The organism is Desulfosarcina sp., from assembly GCF_046496365.1.
Lineage (GTDB): Bacteria > Desulfobacterota > Desulfobacteria > Desulfobacterales > Desulfosarcinaceae > Desulfosarcina.
Genome location: NZ_JAWOHB010000022.1, coordinates 1 through 20482 on the forward strand (window position 1 = coordinate 1; position 20482 = coordinate 20482).

General features: G+C 55.7%; 16 protein-coding genes. All 16 read left to right on the forward strand.

The features are described 5' to 3' along the window. A partial coding sequence (locus R6V78_RS01295) for a hypothetical protein (RefSeq protein WP_410287513.1) occupies positions 1 to 1617 on the forward strand: 1617 nt, incomplete at its 5' end. Positions 1618 to 1641: 24 nt separating this feature from the next. Next, positions 1642 to 2388: a hypothetical protein gene (locus R6V78_RS01300; RefSeq protein WP_410287514.1), complete on the forward strand. Its 747-nt coding sequence runs from the start codon at positions 1642 to 1644 to the stop codon at positions 2386 to 2388. A 1-nt stretch (position 2389) separates the two neighbouring features. Beyond that, positions 2390 to 2938, forward strand: a complete 549-nt coding sequence (gene tssJ / locus R6V78_RS01305) for a type VI secretion system lipoprotein TssJ (protein ID WP_410287515.1) — start codon at positions 2390 to 2392, stop codon at positions 2936 to 2938. Between the two features lie 4 nt (positions 2939 to 2942). Further along, the gene (gene tssK, locus R6V78_RS01310; RefSeq protein WP_410287516.1) at positions 2943 to 4328 is read left to right on the forward strand and encodes a type VI secretion system baseplate subunit TssK; all 1386 of its coding nucleotides are present in this window, start codon (positions 2943 to 2945) and stop codon (positions 4326 to 4328) included. 2 nt (positions 4329 to 4330) lie between these two features. After that, positions 4331 to 5011: a DotU family type IV/VI secretion system protein gene (locus R6V78_RS01315; RefSeq protein WP_410287517.1), complete on the forward strand. Its 681-nt coding sequence runs from the start codon at positions 4331 to 4333 to the stop codon at positions 5009 to 5011. Continuing rightward, positions 5012 to 8506, forward strand: a complete 3495-nt coding sequence (locus R6V78_RS01320; RefSeq protein ID WP_410287518.1) for a type VI secretion protein IcmF/TssM N-terminal domain-containing protein — start codon at positions 5012 to 5014, stop codon at positions 8504 to 8506. It abuts the gene before it with no gap. Next, on the forward strand, positions 8491 to 9246 hold the full coding sequence (gene tagF / locus R6V78_RS01325; RefSeq protein ID WP_410287519.1) for a type VI secretion system-associated protein TagF: 756 nt from the start codon (positions 8491 to 8493) through the stop codon (positions 9244 to 9246). Before R6V78_RS01320 ends, tagF begins: the two co-directional genes overlap by 16 nt. Before the next feature lie 90 nt (positions 9247 to 9336). Further along, positions 9337 to 10170: a type VI secretion system accessory protein TagJ gene (locus R6V78_RS01330; RefSeq protein WP_410287520.1), complete on the forward strand. Its 834-nt coding sequence runs from the start codon at positions 9337 to 9339 to the stop codon at positions 10168 to 10170. Then, complete coding sequence (gene tssA, locus R6V78_RS01335) at positions 10157 to 11452, forward strand: type VI secretion system protein TssA (protein WP_410287521.1); 1296 nt, start codon at positions 10157 to 10159, stop codon at positions 11450 to 11452. The genes R6V78_RS01330 and tssA overlap by 14 nt, the downstream gene beginning before the upstream one ends. An 85-nt stretch (positions 11453 to 11537) precedes the next feature. Beyond that, positions 11538 to 12047: a type VI secretion system contractile sheath small subunit gene (tssB, locus tag R6V78_RS01340; protein WP_410287522.1), complete on the forward strand. Its 510-nt coding sequence runs from the start codon at positions 11538 to 11540 to the stop codon at positions 12045 to 12047. 90 nt (positions 12048 to 12137) lie between these two features. After that, on the forward strand, positions 12138 to 13628 hold the full coding sequence (gene tssC / locus R6V78_RS01345; protein WP_410287523.1) for a type VI secretion system contractile sheath large subunit: 1491 nt from the start codon (positions 12138 to 12140) through the stop codon (positions 13626 to 13628). Positions 13629 to 13773: 145 nt separating this feature from the next. Next, a complete protein-coding gene (locus R6V78_RS01350) occupies positions 13774 to 14250 on the forward strand; it encodes an Hcp family type VI secretion system effector (protein WP_410287524.1) in 477 nt (158 codons plus the stop codon). A gap of 146 nt (positions 14251 to 14396) precedes the next feature. Next, positions 14397 to 14861 (forward strand): type VI secretion system baseplate subunit TssE, encoded by a 465-nt coding sequence (gene tssE, locus R6V78_RS01355; RefSeq protein WP_410287525.1) that lies wholly within the window; start codon positions 14397 to 14399, stop codon positions 14859 to 14861. A gap of 129 nt (positions 14862 to 14990) precedes the next feature. Beyond that, positions 14991 to 16796, forward strand: a complete 1806-nt coding sequence (gene tssF / locus R6V78_RS01360) for a type VI secretion system baseplate subunit TssF (RefSeq protein ID WP_410287526.1) — start codon at positions 14991 to 14993, stop codon at positions 16794 to 16796. Continuing rightward, a complete protein-coding gene (gene tssG / locus R6V78_RS01365) occupies positions 16760 to 17800 on the forward strand; it encodes a type VI secretion system baseplate subunit TssG (RefSeq protein WP_410287527.1) in 1041 nt (346 codons plus the stop codon). Before tssF ends, tssG begins: the two co-directional genes overlap by 37 nt. Before the next feature lie 29 nt (positions 17801 to 17829). Continuing rightward, positions 17830 to 20472, forward strand: coding sequence for a type VI secretion system ATPase TssH (tssH, locus tag R6V78_RS01370; RefSeq protein WP_410287528.1), 2643 nt, complete (start codon positions 17830 to 17832; stop codon positions 20470 to 20472). Positions 20473 to 20482: the final 10 nt, after the last annotated feature.

Below are 20482 nucleotides of genomic sequence, written 5' to 3' on the forward strand. Positions count from 1 at the left end.
CTGGTAAAAAGAGGCGTGCCGTCCTATTCCGAATCCCTGGAGCGCTTCCTGTATTGCGGCTCCTGTGCGACACTGTCCGAAACATCTCCATTTTATTGTCTTGAAAAGGCGGCCGGGATGCCGGATTTCGTCCATGATGCCGCCGATCTGGTATCCCAATGGAAACAGCTGCTGGCCGTTGTGCCCGAAAAGAACGATCTGCCCTGCGGGGGATGTCCGGACACGGACGCGTGTTACGGACCGGAAGCGCTGGTATCCCAGCGTATTGTGCCGTTTTCCTTCTTCCCGTTTTACATGCTGATGTTTCCGGCTCCCTCATGTCGTGCTGCGGAATTCCTTTCCCTTGTTGCAGGCGACACGGCTTCTGCGCCATGGCCCGCGCATATTGGCGCGCCTCCATCCGGGACAAACCGATTCCTGTTTCAAGACCCGGACCGGCAGTTTTTTGAAATCCTCTATTTGAAGCTCACCTTTCTGGAGCAGGTATACCGTCAACTCATGCCGGCTGATGACCCGGCGGCTGTTCAGGAGTTTGATCTGTCCCTGGAGGGCATCGGCATCGACCTGAACCCGCCTGGAGCAGGGCTCCCCGCTTATTGGAATTTCAACGTCCGCATCCTGAATGCCGTTGGCGCCTTTCAGGTCAGTCCCTTCGCCCCCATCATGCCCGAGGCGCCGCGCCTTCACTTTTTGGGGGCAGTCTGGTTTCGAACGCTGCTGGTCAATTCCCGTCAGAAAGCCGATGCCGTATATGCTGAAGTGGGGCGGCTGCTGGGTCAACTGGACATTGAGAAAGGGGCTGAGACGCTTGAAATAGAGACATCTGACCCTGTGGGGGTGTTCGCCTCGAACCAGATCTTCTGGTCGCCGGATCAACGCAGCCTTGCTGAAAATTGGCAGGTTTTTTGGAAAAAGGGATTGCGCCTTGGACTTCACCTGGTTCATGCGGGTTTGAAAACAGGCGTGGCATGGCGTGGCAGTCAATTTCTGGCAGCGCTTGAGGAATTGCGGGCAGATGTAAAATCAAGTATGTTTGCCGAGCCGGTGGTTGCCGCCGTGGGCAAGGACAAATCCACCCAATCGGACAAGATCGCTGGGGTGCTTCGCGGCATTCTGAAAAAGTGGCGGGCACAAGCGGCTTCCGCCGGCAGCCAACCGATGTCTGATGTTTCGCCGCTAGATTCGGATATGGAAGAGACCGTTTTATTTTCATCTGCATTGCCGCAACCGCCTCAGGCAACCGAAAAGATGCTGCCAACGGCTGTCGACCTTGAGGCAGCAGATGTCCCGGACTTGCCATCGCGGCAGCCAAAGGCCAATGACTGGGAAGAGGGTGTTGAGGAGACGGTGATAATTTCTTCCGCACAGACTGCGCCACCATACGCGGCAAGCCAGCACGACGCCCCTGGGCCATCTGTTCAAGAACCGCAGTGGAATGAGGATATGGAAGAGACGGTTATTCTCAAAACGGGAGGGGCACCGGATCCCAATAGGGGGGTGCCGCCGCCCGATGACGATCTGACAGCCGCCATGAATCAAAAGGCCGATAAGCATGAAACTGACGACGAGATCATGGAGCAGACCATCATCATTCGATCGGATGTAAAGAAGGAGTGAATGGGACATACGGAATCAGAGGAAATGATCATAAAAGCGGCGGCTGAACATTTAGACCGCCTTTCAACAGGGATTTCAGGCCGATTTCAAGGCGACATCGCCGTCTCGGCCGACGCGGTTGAAGCCTACCTCGACGAGCAGATGGCCGGTCTGGACCTGAGCGCTCGCATCGATGTGTTGCAATCCGTGATTGACCGCTTGGGGGGACCCGGCCGACCATCGCCGTCCGACGAGACCGATGATGAGGTGCTGACGCGGGTCTGTTCGCTGCTGCTGGGGCGCAGGGTCTCCATGGATGACCTCTCTTCCAGTGAGCTGCTCGAGAAACTGGCCGAATCACTGAACACCATTTTCAACACCCTGAATCAACTGATCAGCGTTATCAACATGACATTCACCGGAGAAGGGTCGCCGGAGCAGACCATCCGCCAGGTAATCGGGTTCCGTCTGGAAGGGGAAGGGCAGGGCAGTTCACTGGAAACCTACCTGGGACAGATCAACAACGCGTTTTTAACCTCCCATCAAGCCTTCAAGGAAGCGGCCTACACCAAGGTCAGGCAGGTGCTCAGCGTTCTGGATCCAGAACAGGTGGCCCTGGAGGTGGGAAAAGGGCTCAAGTTCGGCCCGATGAAGAAAGCTGAAATGTTTGAGATATACGAATTACGCTACCGCAAAATCCAGAAGTGGTTCAGTTCCGGCCGCTTCATGGAGGATTTTCTAAGGGAGTTCGAAAAGAACTGCCAGACCCAATTCGGAAAACAAGGAGGTTGATTTGAAGCGATTAGTTCCAATTCTTATTGCCGGGTCGCTGCTTTTTTTTAGCGCCTGCGCCGCCAAACAGCTGCCGCCGCCCCAGTGGACTTACGCAAAGGATGCCATCCGCATGCACATCAAGGCGGACAGCAAGCTCAACCTGAATGAAGGCGAAGCCCACACGCTGCTGCTTTGCGCTTACCAGCTTTCCGACCCCAACACCTTCAACCAGCTGGCCAATGATCACGACGGCCTCTATCAACTGCTTGAGTGCAGTCTGTTCGGCGATGGTGCCGCCGCTGCCAAGCGGCTGATCCTCCAGCCCGGCCAGGACATCAACATGACCCTGGATCGGGCTGAAGGCGCCCGTTTTGTGGCCGTCGTGGCCGGCTATTATATCCTGGAAAAGGACCGTATGGTCAAAATGGTTGAAATACCCGAGTATGTCGAGAAAACAGGTTTAATCAAAAGAATCAGTACCCGCAAACCGGCACTGTTGAACATCGACCTGGTTTTAGGTCCCCAGCAGATCACCACCGTTTCCACATCGACGCCGGAAGGAATGTAGGCCAATGGAAAGACCCCTTTACTGGCATCAGGGCCTGTTCCTGCAGCCCCAGCATTTCCAGCTTCAGGATCGGTTTGTGCGTTCACTGATCGAGCCGCTGCACCGCAAGATGGCGCCCCATTTCTGGGGTGTCGCCAGCATGGCAGTGAAATCGGCTGCCTTGGGAAACCGGTCCATCGGTCTGACCAGCGGTGAATTTCTTTTCCAGGACATGAGTTATGCCGTGATTCCGGACAATGCCGTGATTGAGCCCCGCTCTTTTGAACGCGCCTGGGAAGACGGCGGCAAACCGTTCATGGTTTATCTGGGATTGAAAAAATTCAATCCCGCCGGAGAGAATGTCACCGTGGTTGCGGACATAAACCGCATCGGTGATGTAAACACCCGGTACGCCACGACCGAAAATGCCCTTGAGATCAGGGACCTGCACGGCAATGGCCCCCATGCCCAGGTGCGAGACCTCCATCTGGTCCTGAAGTTTATCTGGGAAACGGAGAAAGACCAGTTGGGCGATTATGAATTGATGCCGCTGGTTAAACTGGAGCGGCAGGGCGATTCGATCCGCCTGAGTGAGCAGTATATCCCCCCGTGCTTGAACCTGACAGCCGTGCCTGCACTGGATCGGATGATCAAGGATGTACGGGATCAGATCTCCGCCCGCGGACGCCAATTGGAATCCTATAAGCGCGACCGGGGCATCCACACCGCGCAATTCGGCAGCCGGGACATGGTCTTTCTGCTGGCCCTGCGCAGCCTGAACCGCTATGTGTCTGCGCTGGTGCATATCACCGAAACCGGCCAGGTCCATCCCTGGAGCGCCTATGGGTTGCTGCGCCAGCTTATCGGTGAAATGACCACCTTTTCCGAACGTATCTCCGCTACCGGCATGCTGGAGGACGGTACGGCGCTGGTTCCTGCCTACAGGCACCAGGATCTGTGGCAATGTTTTTCATCCGCCCAGCGTCTTGTCACCCAGCTGCTGGACGAAATTACCGCTGGTCCCGAATATATGCTGCCCCTGATTTTTGACGGCACCTATTACGCCACCGACTTGCCGCCGGCCATTTTTGAAGGCCGCAACCGTTTCTATCTGGCGCTGGAGACGGACGCGGAGCCCCAGGCGGTAATGGGGTCAGTGGAGCAGATCGCCAAATTCAGTTCCCGGGAATACCTGCCGATCCTGATTGCCCGGTCACTGCCGGGGGTCAAGCTCGCTTATCTGCAAATGCCCCCCCAGGAACTGCCCCGGCGGGCAAATACCCTCTATTTTCAGATCGACCACCATGGGGAACCCTGGGCCCAGGTGCAGCGCGGCAACAATCTGGCCCTTTACTGGGATGCGGCCCCTGAAGACCTGAAGGCGGAATTGATGGCCGTTGGGAGAACCTGAACATGCGTCTGAGCGATTGCTTCATTGAACTGATTGCCTACACCGCCCTGGTCATCCGGCCGGAATCCAATCGGCAGGCCGATTTTGAGCAGGTGCGGGCGGATATCCAGCGCCTGATTGCAGCAAGTGAAACCGCATGTCAAAAAGGCGGTTTTGCAACTGCCGACTACGACCTGGCACGTTTTGCCGTCTTCGCCTGGATCGACGAAACCATCCTCTCGTCCGCATGGGCCGGAAAAAACCGCTGGCTGGGGGAACAGCTCCAGCGGCGTTACTTCAACACCGCAGACGCCGGCAAGCTGTTTTTCGAGCGGCTGAACACCATCGGTCCCCACCAACTGGATGTGCGCGAAATCTATTACCTTTGCCTGGCCATGGGTTTTACCGGCCAATACTGCAACCCGGGGGACGACTACCTGCTTGAACAGGTGAAAATTTCCAACCTGAAACTGCTTACCGGCAGTTCCATGGGGCTTCCGGATCTGAAACACACCACCCTTTTCCCGGATGCCTATGCGCCGGACAGTGGGCGGCTGCCGACAGCGGGCCCCAAAATAAAGCCTTTTTCCGCCTTTATCCTGGTCGGTGCCGGTGCACCGCTGCTTTTCTACGGGGTGCTTTTTCTCGTCTACCGTTTCATTCTCGGCAATATCGGCCAATCCCTTATCAATATGGGGCCATAAATGACATCGCTGCTCTCAAAAATGCTCAAGGTATCGCTGCTGCTGCTGCTGATCACACTGGTGCTGCTGCTGGTTTTCGGTTTGGTGCTGATGATCGGGTGGCCCCTGTGGGTGGGGATCTTTTTGATCATCGGTCTGCTGGGCATCCTGTGCGGCGCAATCTTCATTAAAAAACTGATGGCCCGCAGGAGCGAACAGAAATTTGTCCAACAGGTTATCGCCCAGGACGAATCACGCCTCAACGGCCTTTCTTCCGGCGAACAGGCCGGTTCCCGGGAGCTGCAGGGACGCTGGAAGGAAGCCATCGACGCCCTGCGCAGGTCTCATTTGAAAAAGTTCGGCAACCCGCTTTATGTGCTGCCCTGGTATATGATCATCGGTGAAAGCGGCTGCGGCAAGACCACGGCCATCAAGGGCGCGGACCTTTCTTCTCCCTTTGCCGAAGTGACCCGTGCCGGCGGCATTTCAGGAACCCGGAACTGCGATTGGTGGTTTTTTGAACAGGCCATACTCATCGACACGGCCGGTCGTTACGCGATCCCTGTAGACCAGGGGCGCGACCGTGATGAATGGCAAAAATTTCTTTCGCTGCTGGCCAAATTCAGAAAGCGGGAACCCCTCAACGGCCTTGTGGTAGCGGTGGCTGCAGATCAACTCCTGGAAAGCGACGCCGCAAAGGTGGAAAGTGCGGGAAAAAGTATTCGCCAGCGGGTCGACGAGCTGATGCGCGTGCTGGGTGCCAAGTTTCCCATTTACATCATGGTGACCAAATGTGATCTGGTTCAAGGTGCCGTAAAGTTCTGTGATCATCTTGACGAATCGGTCCTGCAGCAGGCCATGGGTCGGCTGAATCATCCCCTGTCAGCAGATATGAACGCCTTTTCCGGGCTGGCGGTCCGGTCCGTGGCCTCACGGCTCAAGGAGCTGCGCCTGCTGATTTTGAACCTGAGCGGTGCCAGGGCCAAAAAACCCGATCCATCCCTGCTGATGTTTCCGGAAGAGTTCGAAAAGATAGAACCCGGCCTGAAGGCCTTCATGCGCGGTGCATTCCAGGAAAATCCCTATCAGGAGACCCCGATCCTGAGAGGGATTTTCTTTTCCAGCGGCCGTCAGGAGGGAACCCCCTATTCCCATTTTCTCAACGCCATGGGACTGATCGGTGAAAAGGAAGTCCTGCCTGGAACCAACCGAGGGCTCTTTCTGCATGATTTTTTCTCACGCATTCTGCCGGCGGATCGGGGCTTGTTCGCCCCCACCCAAAAAAAAATGGAGTGGCGCCGGTTGACCAAGAGTCTCGGGTTAACGGCCTGGGTTGCCGTGATGGTTGCCATCTGCGGACTGCTGAGTTTTTCATTCGTCAAGAATCTGAAGACCCTGCGAGACGTATCCGGTCAATTTTCAAAGCCACCGGTCCTGCAGGGAGAGCTCACCACCGATGTACTGACGCTGGACCGTTTCCGGCAGGCCGTGAGCAAGGTCGAGCTTCAAAATGCCAACTGGTGGATTCCCCGTTTAGGGCTCACGGAAAGCAACCGGGTTGAGGCAGGCTTGAAACAGCGCTACTGCGACATTTTCAAAGCCGGCTTCCTGGACGATTTCGACCGGCGCATGGCCGCGCGCATGACCCGGTTCGGCGCCGCCACGCCCCCCGATGTAATGGGCCACCATGCCATGCACCTGGCGCGCCGGATCAACTTGCTGCGCCAGCGGATGGAAGGGCAGGGTTTTGAGGCGCTTTTGGCGATGCCCTCGACCCCCTACCCGTCGTCTCTGCTGGAAGTTCAGGCCATCGATGAAATTTCGGACAAGCTTTCCGAGCTCTACCTGTATTACCTGACCTGGCGGTCGTCGGACAGCTCTGTCAATGACGAGGTGAAAGATCTGCAGACCTGGCTAAAACACATTCTTACTTTCGATGGGGCACGGCTCAACTGGCTGGTGGACTGGGTGAACAGCAATGGCCAGGTGGCCGGCGTCAACGCAAGCGACTATTGGGGCGTAATAGATCCGGATCCCGAGGAAGCGACGGTCGCACCGGCGTTCACCGGCAAGGGGCATGCGGCGGTGGAGGCGTATCTGGCTGAAATCGAACGGGCGTTGTTCGAGCCGTTGGTCATCGGCGCGCAGAAACTGGACTTTAATGCCTGGTATGCCCGTGAATATGTGGATGCCTGGCGTTTTTTTGCCGCCTATTTTCCCTCTATCCCCCAGCGCCTTAAAAACAGGGAACAGTGGCGTCAGGCCGGAGGGGTCATGGCGTCTGAAAAAGGACCCTACCTGGCCATACTGGAACGCATGGCGGATGAACTCGACATGGTGGGCCAAAATGATGCCAGGCCGGTGTGGGTTGACTTGGTATACCGCTTCAAACAGGTTCGCCTGCAGGCCAAAGCCGATGGGAAAACCGGCCAGGCGGCCGCCAACATCATCGAAAAGGCCACGCAGACCGTGGCTTCCAGGATCGGGCGCCTGGACAACGCCGCCGGCATGGAAGCAAGCAGCGCATTCAATTTTGAAGCGCGCCTTGCGGCGGGCAAAGCCTTCAACCAGTACCAAGAGGCCCTGGGCCGCCTAGCCCCCATGACCGAATCACGTAAAATCGCCTTCAAAATGGCCGCTGATTTTTACAGTGGCGATCCTGCCGAAGGCGGGTCACCGTTTTTCGAAGCCCGGGGCGCCCAAAAACAGCTCGAGGCCAGCCTCGGCCAGGAAACCACGGATACCACCGTGTTCTGGAACCTGATCGACGGCCCGATCCGGTTTTATCATGTGTATGCCGCTCGAGAGGCCCAGTGCCACCTGCAGAGCCTGTGGGAAAAGGATGTTTTCCTGGAAGTTCAGGATCTGCCCGCGGGCACCAATTTGAACCAGCTGCTGATGGGAGGTGATGGGTACGCGACCCAATTTCTCAAGGGACCGGCGCAGCCGTTTATCGAGCGAAGCCGGGGGAAAGGTTTCTATGCCAAAATGGTTCAAGGCATCGCCCTGGACCTGGACACGCGATTCTTAACCTTTCTGACCCGGGGCGCCAGTGTGACCAAGCCGGTGGCCGCTGCGTTCAGCGTGACCGTCAAGGCATACCCGACCGATGCCAACAAGGATGCGGCCATCAAACCGCATGCCACTTCCCTTGAGCTGCAATGCGGTGATGAGAAAAACAAACTGCTCAACCTTCACTATCCGGTCAAAAAGACCTTTCGCTGGTCTCCGCAAAACTGCGGCGATGTCGTTTTCAAAATCGAAATCGGAAACCTTGTCCTGACCCGGGTGTACGACGGCTATCAGGGCTTTGCTAAGTTTTTAAAGGATTTCCAGACCGGCCAGCGAACTTTCGGACCCGACGATTTTCCCGATTCAGCGCCGGCCCTGAAACGGATGGGCATCAAGTCGATCACCCCGCGTTATCAGTTCAGCGGCCATCAGAAAGTGATTCAGCTGCTGCAGGCCTCGCCGGGCCCAGTCCCCCAGGAGATCGCCGCATGTTGGGGAAAATAATGGGCTGGCGTCGCTGGTCATGGGCGGCTTTCGGCAAGCATCCGGCAGCCAGGGACTATTTTCAAATCAACCTTCAACGACCGCTTGCCCAGGCTTTCGCCCAATGGGTGCAAGATGGGTTTTCTCGTATTCCGGAAACGACTCAAAGGAACGGGGTTTACGCATGGCGATTCTGGTCGCGCGGACTAAAAAAGAATATGATGGTGTGCGGTCTCGGCAAAAGCAGTGGCGACGGTGTAGGCCGGCCATATCCAATGATGCTGCTGGGGGAGGGTTATCTGGACCGATGGGAGCTGCACTGGAATCTTCTGCCGTTCGTGCTGGCCGCGACATGGAATAAGATGGAATATACCGCCGCCAGGCGGATGGAGCACATCGGCAACCTGGAGGCGGATCTTCAGCGCATGGAAACACCGGTACCCGGCTGGAAAACGTCGCTGAGAATGGTTTCGTGCGACTTGAGTGGCCGGGAGATAGAGCCGATGAATAAAATTAATATGTCTGAAATCCGAGAAAAGGCCCAAACCCTTCAGTCTGAACGGATGCTGCTCGTGTCACTGGACGCCGGGCGCAACGGAGAACCGTTTCAGATGGCAGGCGCTTGGCATCAGGCCTTAAAGTCTCAATATTCAGGCACGCCGAATACCGTTTTCATGGGGGGCAGCCCGGAAAAACCTTTTCTGGTGCTTTACAGTCGTCCATTGGTGGCCGACGATTTTGTCGAATTATGGTCGCTATGACCCGATTTAATGATTAATAAGGCTATACGGACCTCTTGTAAAATGATAAATTCAGATCCCTGTTGCGATAACATTAAGGCAGCCGAGCGCATGAATGCCAAAGCCCTCATCCTGGACGGTCAGATCAGCGCTGCCAGAGCCATGCTCGTCGACCGGGTGAAGAAAAGGCCTGCCGACATCCAGGCCAGATCCCTGTTATTCCAGGTCATGCTTCTATGCGGGGAGTGGGACAAGGCCCACCGGCAACTGGACATCGCCGCCAACCAGCTGGCATCGCCGGAGACGAACGTGCCCGTTTATCGGGACCTGATCCAGGCGGAAAAAGAGAGGGTCGCGGTATCGAAGATGCAGCAGCGCCCCACATTCTTTCCCGGCATTCCCGAATACTGTGAGGACTTTTTTCAAGCACTGAACCATCTGGAAGAGGGAAAGATCGACGCGGCCGCAAACCTGTTTGGCCGCATCGATGCCGGACTGCCCGACGTTCAAGGGACCCTCAATGGGCAGCCTTTCAAGGGCTTCAGAGAAACCGACACGACCTTGACCTACTTTATCGAAGCCATCGAATACGAGCGCTATCTGTGGGTCCCCATCGCCGACATCCGCGAAATTGCAGTTTCTCCACCTCAAAACCTGATTGATCTCATCTGGGTGAAGGGACGGATTACTACCTGGGAGGGGTTGACCATGGGCTGTTTTCTGCCGGTGCTGTATCCCAACTCCTCTGCCAGTGATGACGACCGCATCCGGCTGGGCCGGTTGACTGACTGGAAGCCACTGGGCGGACCTTACGCAAAGGCCGTCGGGCAGCATGTATACGAGGTTGGGGGAGCGGACCGGTCCATTTTCGAGCTCACAGAAGTGGTTTTTACGCTCGCAGACGCAGCTGACAGCCAGAAAGGGGAATCCCGTGATCGATCTTGAAGCGATACTGACTCCCTTCGCGGGTGATAACCCGGCCGGTGAGAATTTACGCTATATGCCCACTTACGATGCCATTCAGGAAGCCCGGCGTGAGGAGGACGCACTCGATCGCGGCGAATGGGACCGGGACATCAAGACCGCCGATTGGCAAGCGGTCAAAAAGCTTGCCTACCGGGCGCTCATCGAAAATACAAAAGATATCCAGATAGCCGTCTGGCTGTTGGAGGCGCTGGTTAAAACCGAGGGATTCAAAGGGTTGAAAACCGGCCTGCAGGTGCTCTGTGGATTAATGGAGAACTTCTGGGATAACCTCTATCCGGAGATTGAGGACGATGACCTGGACTTCCGCGTGGGCCCCTTGGCGTTCATGAACGACAAGCTGTGGCTGGCCGTAAAACAGGTGCCCTTGACCGACCCGGGCGCTGGAGGGGGGGGCTTTTCATGGCTCAAGTGGCAGGAGGCCACCGAAGTCGGCACCGATGCGTCGGCCAAAGCCGAGGGAAAGCTCGGAATCGAAGATTTTGAAAAGGCCTTGAGCCGATCGTCGAAGGCCTTTTATGAAGACCTGAACGGTCAGATCGATCAGTGCGTCGCGGCGTTTACCCGACTCGACAATTTGCTGGACAGGCAATTCGGCAAAGAAACCCCGCGAACCGCCGAATTCAAGCAGGCCCTCGAAGAATGCCAGCGGTTCATCGCCAAAACCTTGAAACAGAAAAAGGAATTGGATCCCGACCCAGACGGTGAAACGGATCCGGAGGAGGCAGCGGGCGGCAATGCCGCGGCCGACTCCGATGATGACGGACCGGCCGCGGCAGGGTCTGCCGCCGTGGTTGCAACCGCCGCTTCGGTGCAGGGGCAAATTGTCGTGGGCCTGATATCCGACACCGAACCCCATGAGGAGGCCGTGTGGAACAGCGCGCTTTCCAGTCTGAAAAATGATGGGATTAAAAGGGCATTGGATACCTTGTTTTCAGCATCCTGCAGCGTATCCAGCAGTCGATCTAAAAACCGGTACCGACTGCTCATGGCCAAGTTGTGTCTGCAGGCCGACCGGCATGATCTGGCCCGTCCCATTGCCGAAGAGCTGAACGCCTTGGTGGCGGAAATGGGTCTGGAACGCTGGGAGTCACCCGTCTGGGTGGCCGATGTCCTGGGCGTCTTGTACCGCTGCCTCAGCCATGCGGCCAAGGATAGCGAAGACTATTCCCGCGCCGAAGAAATTTTTAAAAAGATGTGCACCATCGATTTGACCAAGGCGCTTCAACATCGCCAGAAATGACGATTGTGGCCGGCATCCCGGTGAAGATTTCCATTGGCAATTCCAAAAACGACGCATCGCCCCAATAATTGAAAGGAGGAACACCATGGCCGAAAGCTTGCAGCACACTTTGGACAGGGTCCGAGCACCGCGCGTCCAGATCACCTACGACGTTGAGATCGGTGATGCGATTGAGATGAAAGAAATCCCTTTTGTCGTCGGTGTATTGGCGGATCTTTCGGGAAAACCGGACGAACCCCTCCCCAAGGTGAAGGATCGAAAATTCGTGGAGATCGACCGGGACAACTTTAATCAGGTGTTGTCCGGGATGAAACCTCGGCTGGTCTACCGGGTGGACAACCGGCTGACTGATGATGATTCGAAAATAGCCGTTGAACTGCGCTTCAAATCCCTGGACGATTTTCATCCTGAACGCGTGGCGGAACAGGTGACACCGGTTCGTAAGCTGGTTGAAGCCAGGAAACGGTTGTCCGATCTGCTGGCGAAACTAGATGGAAACGACAAACTTGACGAATTGCTCCAGGATGTGCTGGCCAACACGGATTCCCTCGAAAAGCTTGGCAAAGAAGCCGGTGTAGAGGGGAAAAAAGCGTAGCGCCATCATCGATCGGCGGTACGATCTTCGCATGAATCATTTGGTGCATATGATATCCGGTAATCTTGAATGGGTACCCAGGAGGATGACATGGCAGACAAAGATGAACAGACCCAGCAAGCATCGGCCCAGGAGGTACAGGAGGAAATAGGCTTGTTGGATCAGATTATAAGCCAGGGCCGGTTGGCTCGTGAGGAAAACCAGAAAGCCTACGCAAAGGATTTAATCAACGAATTTGTGGGCCAGATCATGGAAGGTACCATGACTGTTTCCAAGGATACCGAGGCCATGATCAACGCTCGGATCGCCCAGATCGACAAGCTGATTTCAGATCAGCTCAACGAAGTGATGCACCACGAGGATTTCCAGAAATTGGAAGGTTCCTGGCGGGGGCTTCACTATCTGGTGAACAAGAGCGAGACGGGTGAGCGGATGAAAATCCGGGTGATGAATGTCAACAAAAAGGACCTGCTCAAGGACATGGAAAAGGCCAGTGAATTCGACCAATCCGCCATGTTCAAAAAGATTTATGAAGAGGAGTTCGGCATGTTTGGCGGGGCTTCGTACGGCGCCCTGATCGGCGACTACGAGTTCGGCAACCATCCTCAGGATCTATCCCTTTTGGAGAAGATGTCCCAAGTGGCCGCTGCCGCCCACGCTCCTTTCATCACCGCTGCGGGAGCCAGCCTGCTCAATCTGGACAGCTTCACCGAACTGGGCAACCCCCGAGATCTGTCCAAAATTTTTCAAAGCGCCGAATATGCCAAATGGCGTTCGTTCAGGGATACGGAGGATTCCAGATATGTGGCCCTGTGCCTGCCGCACATCCTCATGCGCCAACCTTACGGCAGAGCCAACATACCGGTTGAAGCCTTCGACTTCCAAGAGCAAGTCGACGGCACCGATCACAGCAAATACCTGTGGGGCAATGCCGCCTATGCGTTGGGTACGCGCTTGACGGATGCTTTCGCCAAATACGGCTGGTGCGCCGCCATCCGAGGGGTCGAAGGCGGTGGACTGGTTGAAGGATTGCCGGTGCACACCTTCAAGACCGATGAAGGCGATGTGGCCCTCAAATGCCCTACGGAGATCGCCATCACCGACCGACGGGAGAAGGAGCTGGCCGATCTGGGATTTATCCCGCTGGTGCACTGCAAAGGCACAGATTTTGCCGCCTTCTTCAGCACCCAGTCGGCCAACAAGCCCAAGGTGTACGACTCCGATGACGCCAATGCCAATGCGCGGTTGTCGTCCCAGATCCAATACATCATGGCCACTTCCCGTTTTGCCCACTACCTCAAATCCATGATGCGGGACAAGGTCGGCAGTTTCATGACCCGTTCCGAAGCCCAAGATTTCCTGAACCGTTGGATCAACAACTACACGCTCGGGGATCCCGAAGCCGGGCAGGAGATGAAAGCCAAATACCCGCTGAGCGAAGCAAGGGTTGATGTTTCTGAAATACCTGGCAAAACAGGCGCCTACCGGGCGGTGGCCTTTCTGAAGCCCCATTACCAGTTGGATGAGTTGAGTGTTTCCCTGCGTCTGGTTGCCGACCTGCCGCCACCTGCCGGCGGATAACGTTTTTTTAAAACGGCGGGTTTTTTATACAGAAAGGAGGTTTTGTCTGAACATTGCCGAAAGCGCATAGTCGAATAAATCAACGTTATGAGCGATACCAACTATTTATCATGGTTCGGGGACACGCAAACCAAGGAGGTTAATTATGGCCGTTGATATGTTTTTAAAAATAGACGGGATCAAAGGAGAATCCGCCGATGACAAACACAAGGATGAAATCCATGTGCTTGCCTGGAGCTGGGGTGCCAGCCAATCGGGCACAAGGCAGGGCGGTGGTGGCGGTGGCAAGGCAAATTTTCAGGACGTCAGCGTCACCAAATTTGTTGACAAATCTTCCCATTCCCTCTTGAAGGCGGTTTCGACGGGTCAACACTTTAAAGAAGCGCTGCTGACTGTGCGTAAAGCCGGCGATAAACCGTTGGAATACATTAAACTTACTATGAAAGATTGTATGATCTCATCACTTTCCACCGGTGGATCGGGCGGAGATGACAAGCTGACTGAAAACATCAGCATCAATTTCGGACAATTTGGCTTCGAGTATACACCGCAAAAGGCGGATGGTTCAGGAGATGCCGTTCTGCCTTTTGGATTTGATATCAAGGCAAATAAGGTCAAATAACCGGGGTGCATTGAAAACCGGGCGGCCATCCATGGCGATGCGATCAATAGGTCTGATGCAGGCCATAAATACGGCTTCAACAGCTGCCCGGCTCGCTTTGAACAGCTATCTTAAAATCGAAACGGTCCTCAAACAGGTCAACTATCGTGGACAAAGCCCAGGCGTCCCTGCTGGACAGGCTCATTGACGCGGATCCTGCAAATTCACGTGAGTCTGTTCAGTATCGTCTCCAAAGTTTGAGCCAGGTCAAGGTCAGCTTGGTCAGGGACATTGAAAATTTGTTGAACTGCCGGCGCAGCATTTCGCCCCTGCCATCGGGGATGCACCATTTGGCGGACTCCGTGGCTGCCTACGGCCTCAAGGACTTTACCGCAGAGAACACCAGCAGTCAGGATGTCAGGCGCACCATTCGCAAGGACGTGGCGCATACCATCACCCGCTTCGAACCACGCCTGAAGAACGTCAAAGTGGCCATTGAAACCGGCAGCCAAAAGGAACGTAACCTGCGGTTCCGCATCTCCGCCATGCTGGTCGTCGACCCAATCCGCGAACCGGTGACTTTCGATACCTATTTTGACGTCATTCGCAAAGAATACGTGGTGTCATCATAATATCAACAGTGATTTTAGATTGATAGGAATGACTGGGTATTGTCCTGGCGCCACCACCGAACATTCGAGGAAATAGCCGGTTGATCCTATCGAATACAGGCAACTCATCACGCCAGTGGGTAAAGGGTTATGGAAGACAGGCTCCTTGATTATTACGAACGTGAACTGACCTTCATCCGGGAGATGGGGCTGGAGTTCGCCAAAAAATACCCCAAAATTGCCGGCCGGCTGCTGCTCGAAGGCGATAAATGCGAAGATCCCCACACCGAAAGGCTGATTGAAGCCTTCGCACTGATCAGCGGGCGGATCCATAAAAAAATTGACGATGATTTCCCCGAAATCACTGAATCGCTGCTCAACATCATCTATCCTCACTATACCAACCCTTTTCCCTCAATGTCCGTTGTGCGCTTCGAACCGGTGATTCAGAACATTCTCGAAAGCGGCTACGGCATTGAAAAGGGAACGGCATTGTTTTCCAAACCCCTCAGGGGAACACCCTGCCGTTTTTCAACGACTCAGGCAGTTCACATCTGGCCTGTGCGGGTAGCAGCCGCTGGGCTTAAAGAGCCCAAAACATTTGTACAAGGCGCCGTTCAGGTCCTCGAACTGGAGATTCAAAGTTTAAATAAAATCAACCTGAATAAGATTGAGTGGCAGTCGCTGCGGTTTTTCCTCAACGGCCCGCATCAGCATGTGTTCCATTTGTATGAGTTGATTTTCAATCACGTCAGCCGATTGGAGTGTGAGGTGACCCTGAGCGACGGCAGCAGCAAGATCGTCGCCATGGGGCCTGACCTCATCCGTCCGGTGGGATTCTCCGAAGCACATGGCATGCTGCCCTACTCCAAACGTTCTTTTCCCGGCTACCTGCTGCTTTTTGAATACTTCTGTTTCCCCGAGAAGTTTCTCTTTTTCGACCTGAACGGATTGGATCGTCTGCGTACACAAGAAACCGCTGACGTCATGACTTTTCGCATTTACTTGAACCGTGCAGGCAAGGAGGACCTGGTCGTCAACGCAGATACGTTTTGCCTCAACGCATCGCCGGTGGTCAATCTTTTCCGGCGCCTTGCTGAACCGATAAGGGTCGAGCACCGCAAAACCGAATATCAGGTAGTACCGGACATGCGGCGCAAGGATGCAATGGAGGTTTACAGTGTGGACCAGGTGACGGCATCGCTCTCCGGAGCGTCCGGGGTGCAAAGCGAATACAAACCCTTTTACTCCATGCGCCATCATCTGGAGGATGACGGATCGGTTGGTGCACAGACCTTCTGGCACATGCAGCGTCGTGCCTCCACCAGGAAAGATGACCGGGGGACCGATGTCTTCCTTTCTTTCTCCGACCTGAGCCTCAAACCCAAGGACCCGGCCGAGGCTATCCTCACCGTTCGCGTCACCTGCACCAACCGTGACCTGCCGTCCCGGTTGCCCTTTGGGGACGCTGACGGTGATTTCAACATGGAATCGGCTGCACCCGTTGCCCGGATCATCTGTATGCTGAAACCAACGCCCACGCGGCGCCCGTTTTTAGGCGGCGCCCTGCAGTGGCGATTGATTTCTCATTTGTCATTAAACTACATGTCGCTGGTTCAGGGCGGCGAACAGGCCCTTAAAGAGATCCTCAAACTTTACGATTTCGACAACACCCTGTCGAGCCAGCAGACGATCAACGGCATTGTTGCCGTTGACAGCCGCCATGTAACCAAACGCATCAAGCGCTCGTTCTGCCGCGGCGTCCGGGTGACGATCACCTTCGACGAAGATAAATACGTTGGAACGGGCCTGTTCCTTTTCGCCAGCGTTCTGGAACGCTTTCTTTCCCAGTACGTGTCTGTTAACTCATTTTCACAGTTAGAGATCAGAACACTGCAACGGGAGGAACCGGTAAAAATATGGCCCCCAAGAAGCGGAAACCAGATTCTACTCTAATGCAGCAGCTCTTCAACCGGTTTTACGAGTTCTCTTTTTACCGGGCCGTCCACCTGCTTGAGCGATTTTCCGGAAACCGGAAAAGACTTGGTCGGACCCTGGTTCCCTCGGAGGAACCGGTTCGATTTTCGGTGAAAAAAGGGCTTTCGTTCCCCGCCAGTGACATCTCCGATTTAAAATCCGGAGCATCGGACGGGCCACCGAAAATGGAGGTGGCCTTTATTGGATTGACCGGTCCCTCCGGAATCCTGCCCCACTGGTATACCCAGTTGCTGATGGAGCGGACCAGAGAAAATGATCACGCCTTGGCCGCATTTTTCGACTTGTTCAACCATCGTCTGATCACGCTTTTCTACCTGTCCTGGAAAAAATACCGTTTTCCAGAAAATTATGAGTCCGGTGCCAGGGACCGCCTTTCAACGTATCTGCTCAGTCTTTCCGGTTTGGGCACCTCGAGGCTCACCGAGATGATCGGGTTGCCGGAAGAGTCGCTTTCCTTTTACAGCGGCCTGCTGTCGCGACCGGTTGCCTCGGCCGTGGCCATCGAAGCGGCGGTGGCCTATTTTGCCGACGCACGTGTCCGTTTGGAGCAGAACATCGAAAGGATTGTTGATCTGGACACGCCCGATCAGACCCAACTGGGTACAGCCAATGCGACCCTGGGGGACGACGCCATCTGCGGCAGTCAGGTCTGGGAGTGTCAGACCAAATTCCGCGTTCACATCGGACCGGTGGGCAAGATAAAATTCGTTCGCTTGATGCCCTCCGGCGACCTTCTGGTTCCGATCTTCTCCCTGGTTCGCTGCATGGTGGGCATCGAATACGAGTTCGAGATCCGGATCTATTTAAAAAAAGCGGAGGTCCCCATATGCCAGCTGGGCGCCACCGGCGCTGACGCCCCCATGTTGGGTTGGACCACGTGGGTGTCGACACCCGGTTATGTTTACCAGGAGGATATCTTCTTTACCTTTCAGGAGCATGATCTGCAATTGATGAAATTTTAAAAGCTAATCAGGCATCAAAGGAGACAGCCATGGCCGTGTCCAATCTCAAGTCCCTCATCGGTAAACTCAACGAAACCTGCCGCAGCGCCTTGGAATCCGCCGCCGGCCTCTGCCTTTCCCGGACCCACTACGAGGTGGATATCGAGCATTTTCTGATCAAACTGCTGGAGATGTCGGGCACCGATGCCTTAAGGATTCTTAAACAATTTGAGATCAATGAAGCCCACCTGCTGGCCGACCTGACCCGGGCTATCGAAAAGTTCAAGACCGGCAATGCCAGAACTCCGGCGCTTTCCCCGCGCATCCCCCGCATGATCAAGGAGGCATGGTTGCTGGCTTCGGTGGATTACCAGACATCGCAGATCCGCTCTGGCCAGGTGCTGTTGGCCTTGTTGGACAATGAAGATTTTTCCCGCATGCTGATCGCCAGTTCTGACGCTTTCAAGAAAATCTCCGTGGAGACCCTCAAGGAGAACCTCCTGGATCTCACGGATGGGTCCGAAGAGGACGTGCTTGTCTCTGCCGGACCCGGCTCCATGACAGGCCCGGGAAAACCCGCCCGACCGGCCGGTACAAAAGCGCTGGACCAGTTCACCATCAACCTTACCGAGCGAGCCAAAAAAGGGGCAATCGACCCGGTGCTGGGGCGTGATTTCGAGATCCGCCAAATGGTGGACATCCTCATCCGCAGGCGCCAGAACAATCCCATTCTCACCGGTGAGGCCGGTGTGGGCAAAACAGCCGTAGTCGAAGGCTTTGCCCTGCGGATCGCCCAAGGAGATGTGCCGCCTGTCCTGCAGAACGTGGCCCTGCACACCCTCGACCTGGGGCTGCTGCAGGCCGGTGCGGGCATCAAGGGTGAGTTCGAAAACCGCCTCAAGGGGGTTATCAACGAAGTCAAAGCCTCTCCGATTCCCATTATTTTATTCATCGACGAGGCGCACACCCTCATCGGCGCTGGCGGGCAGGCTGGATCCGGCGATGCGGCCAATCTGCTCAAACCGGCGCTGGCGCGCGGTGAGCTGCGCACCATCGCCGCCACCACATGGGCTGAATACAAGAAGTATTTTGAAAAAGATGCCGCCATGGCCCGGCGTTTCCAGGTCGTCAAGGTGGAAGAGCCTGACGAAGAAAAAGCCATGGTGATGATGCGGGCCATCGGCCCCTTTCTTGAAAAGCATCACCATGTGATGATTACCAACGAAGCCCTGGCCGATACCGTTCACCTCTCCAACCGCTACATCTCCGGCCGTCAACTGCCCGACAAGGCGGTGAGTGTGCTCGACACCGCCTGCGCACGGGTGGCCATCGGACTCACCACCAGTCCTCCGGCTGTGGAGCAGGCCCTGCGGCGTATCGGTGACATCGACCGGGAAATAAAAATCCTTAAACGAGAAGCGGCCATCGGCAGAGACCATGCGGTGCGCTTGGCCGAGCTTGAGGATGAGCGCGCGGCGACGCTCACCGAAATGGGCCGGCTCGAGGAAAAATGGCACAGTGAAATGGAAGTGGCCGGCCAGATTCGGGATCTGTACCAGGAAATTCATACCCTGGTGGAAAAAGGCGATGAGGCCAAAGATGACCTGGCGGCTAAACAGACGCAACTTAAGGCGCTGGAGGCCGAGTTGGGCAAACGCCAGGCCGGTGAGGCGCTGGTGCAGATCGCCGTGGATTCGGAAACGGTCTCAGCGGTGGTGTCCGGTTGGACCGGCATTCCCACCGGGCGCATGCTCACCGACGAGATCGACACGGTGCTTCATCTCGCCGACCGGCTCAAAGCGCGCATCATCGGCCAGGACCACGGCCTGGATGCCATTGAGCAGGTGATCCAGACCGCCCATGCCGGCATCGAGGACCCCTCCAAGCCAACCGGCGTGTTCATGCTGGTGGGGCCCAGCGGCGTGGGCAAGACCGAGACCGCTCTGGCGCTTTCCGAATTGCTCTACGGCGGCGAGCAGAACATGATCAGCATCAACATGAGCGAGTACCAGGAGGCCCACACGGTATCCAGCCTCAAGGGATCCCCCCCGGGATACGTGGGCTATGGCGAGGGGGGGGTGCTTACCGAGGCGGTTCGCCGCAAGCCTTACAGCGTGCTGCTGCTTGACGAGGTGGAAAAGGCCCATCCCGACGTCATGGAGCTCTTTTTCCAGGTATTTGACAAGGGCATGATGGAGGACGGGGAGGGGCGGCGCATTGATTTTAAAAACTGCCTGATCATTCTCACCTCCAATCTGGGTACGGATTTGATCATGAACCTTTGCGCAGACCCGGAGACCATGCCCGATCCGGCAGGCATGGGTGAGATGGTCAAACCGGAATTGCTCAAACACTTCAAGCCCGCCTTTTTGGGGCGCATGAAAATTATCCCCTATTATCCGATCACAGACGGGAACATGAAGCAGATCATCCGGCTCAAGCTCAATCGCATCGTCAAACGCATGAAAGAGAACCGCGAGGTTGACTTGATCTACGACGAGCCCGTCGTGGATGCCATCGCCGGCCGCTGCACCGACGTGGATTCCGGCGCCCGCAATGCGGACCACATCATGACCAACACCCTGCTTCCCGACATGTCACGGGAACTGCTCAGCCGTCAGGCGCAGGGCGTACAGATCCAGCGGGTCAAGGTGTCCATGGTTGGAGACGGGTTTGGCTACCAGATTGATTAATTATCTCCGG

Coding starts and splice junctions, on each gene's coding strand:
- R6V78_RS01300 (WP_410287514.1), top strand. CDS start 1,642: ATGATCATAAAAGCGGCGGCTGAACATTTAGACCGCCTTTCAACAGGG.
- tssK (WP_410287516.1), top strand. CDS start 2,943: ATGGAAAGACCCCTTTACTGGCATCAGGGCCTGTTCCTGCAGCCCCAG.
- R6V78_RS01315 (WP_410287517.1), top strand. CDS start 4,331: ATGCGTCTGAGCGATTGCTTCATTGAACTGATTGCCTACACCGCCCTG.
- R6V78_RS01320 (WP_410287518.1), top strand. CDS start 5,012: ATGACATCGCTGCTCTCAAAAATGCTCAAGGTATCGCTGCTGCTGCTG.
- tagF (WP_410287519.1), top strand. CDS start 8,491: ATGTTGGGGAAAATAATGGGCTGGCGTCGCTGGTCATGGGCGGCTTTC.
- R6V78_RS01330 (WP_410287520.1), top strand. CDS start 9,337: ATGAATGCCAAAGCCCTCATCCTGGACGGTCAGATCAGCGCTGCCAGA.
- tssB (WP_410287522.1), top strand. CDS start 11,538: ATGGCCGAAAGCTTGCAGCACACTTTGGACAGGGTCCGAGCACCGCGC.
- tssC (WP_410287523.1), top strand. CDS start 12,138: ATGGCAGACAAAGATGAACAGACCCAGCAAGCATCGGCCCAGGAGGTA.
- R6V78_RS01350 (WP_410287524.1), top strand. CDS start 13,774: ATGGCCGTTGATATGTTTTTAAAAATAGACGGGATCAAAGGAGAATCC.
- tssF (WP_410287526.1), top strand. CDS start 14,991: ATGGAAGACAGGCTCCTTGATTATTACGAACGTGAACTGACCTTCATC.
- tssG (WP_410287527.1), top strand. CDS start 16,760: ATGGCCCCCAAGAAGCGGAAACCAGATTCTACTCTAATGCAGCAGCTC.
- tssH (WP_410287528.1), top strand. CDS start 17,830: ATGGCCGTGTCCAATCTCAAGTCCCTCATCGGTAAACTCAACGAAACC.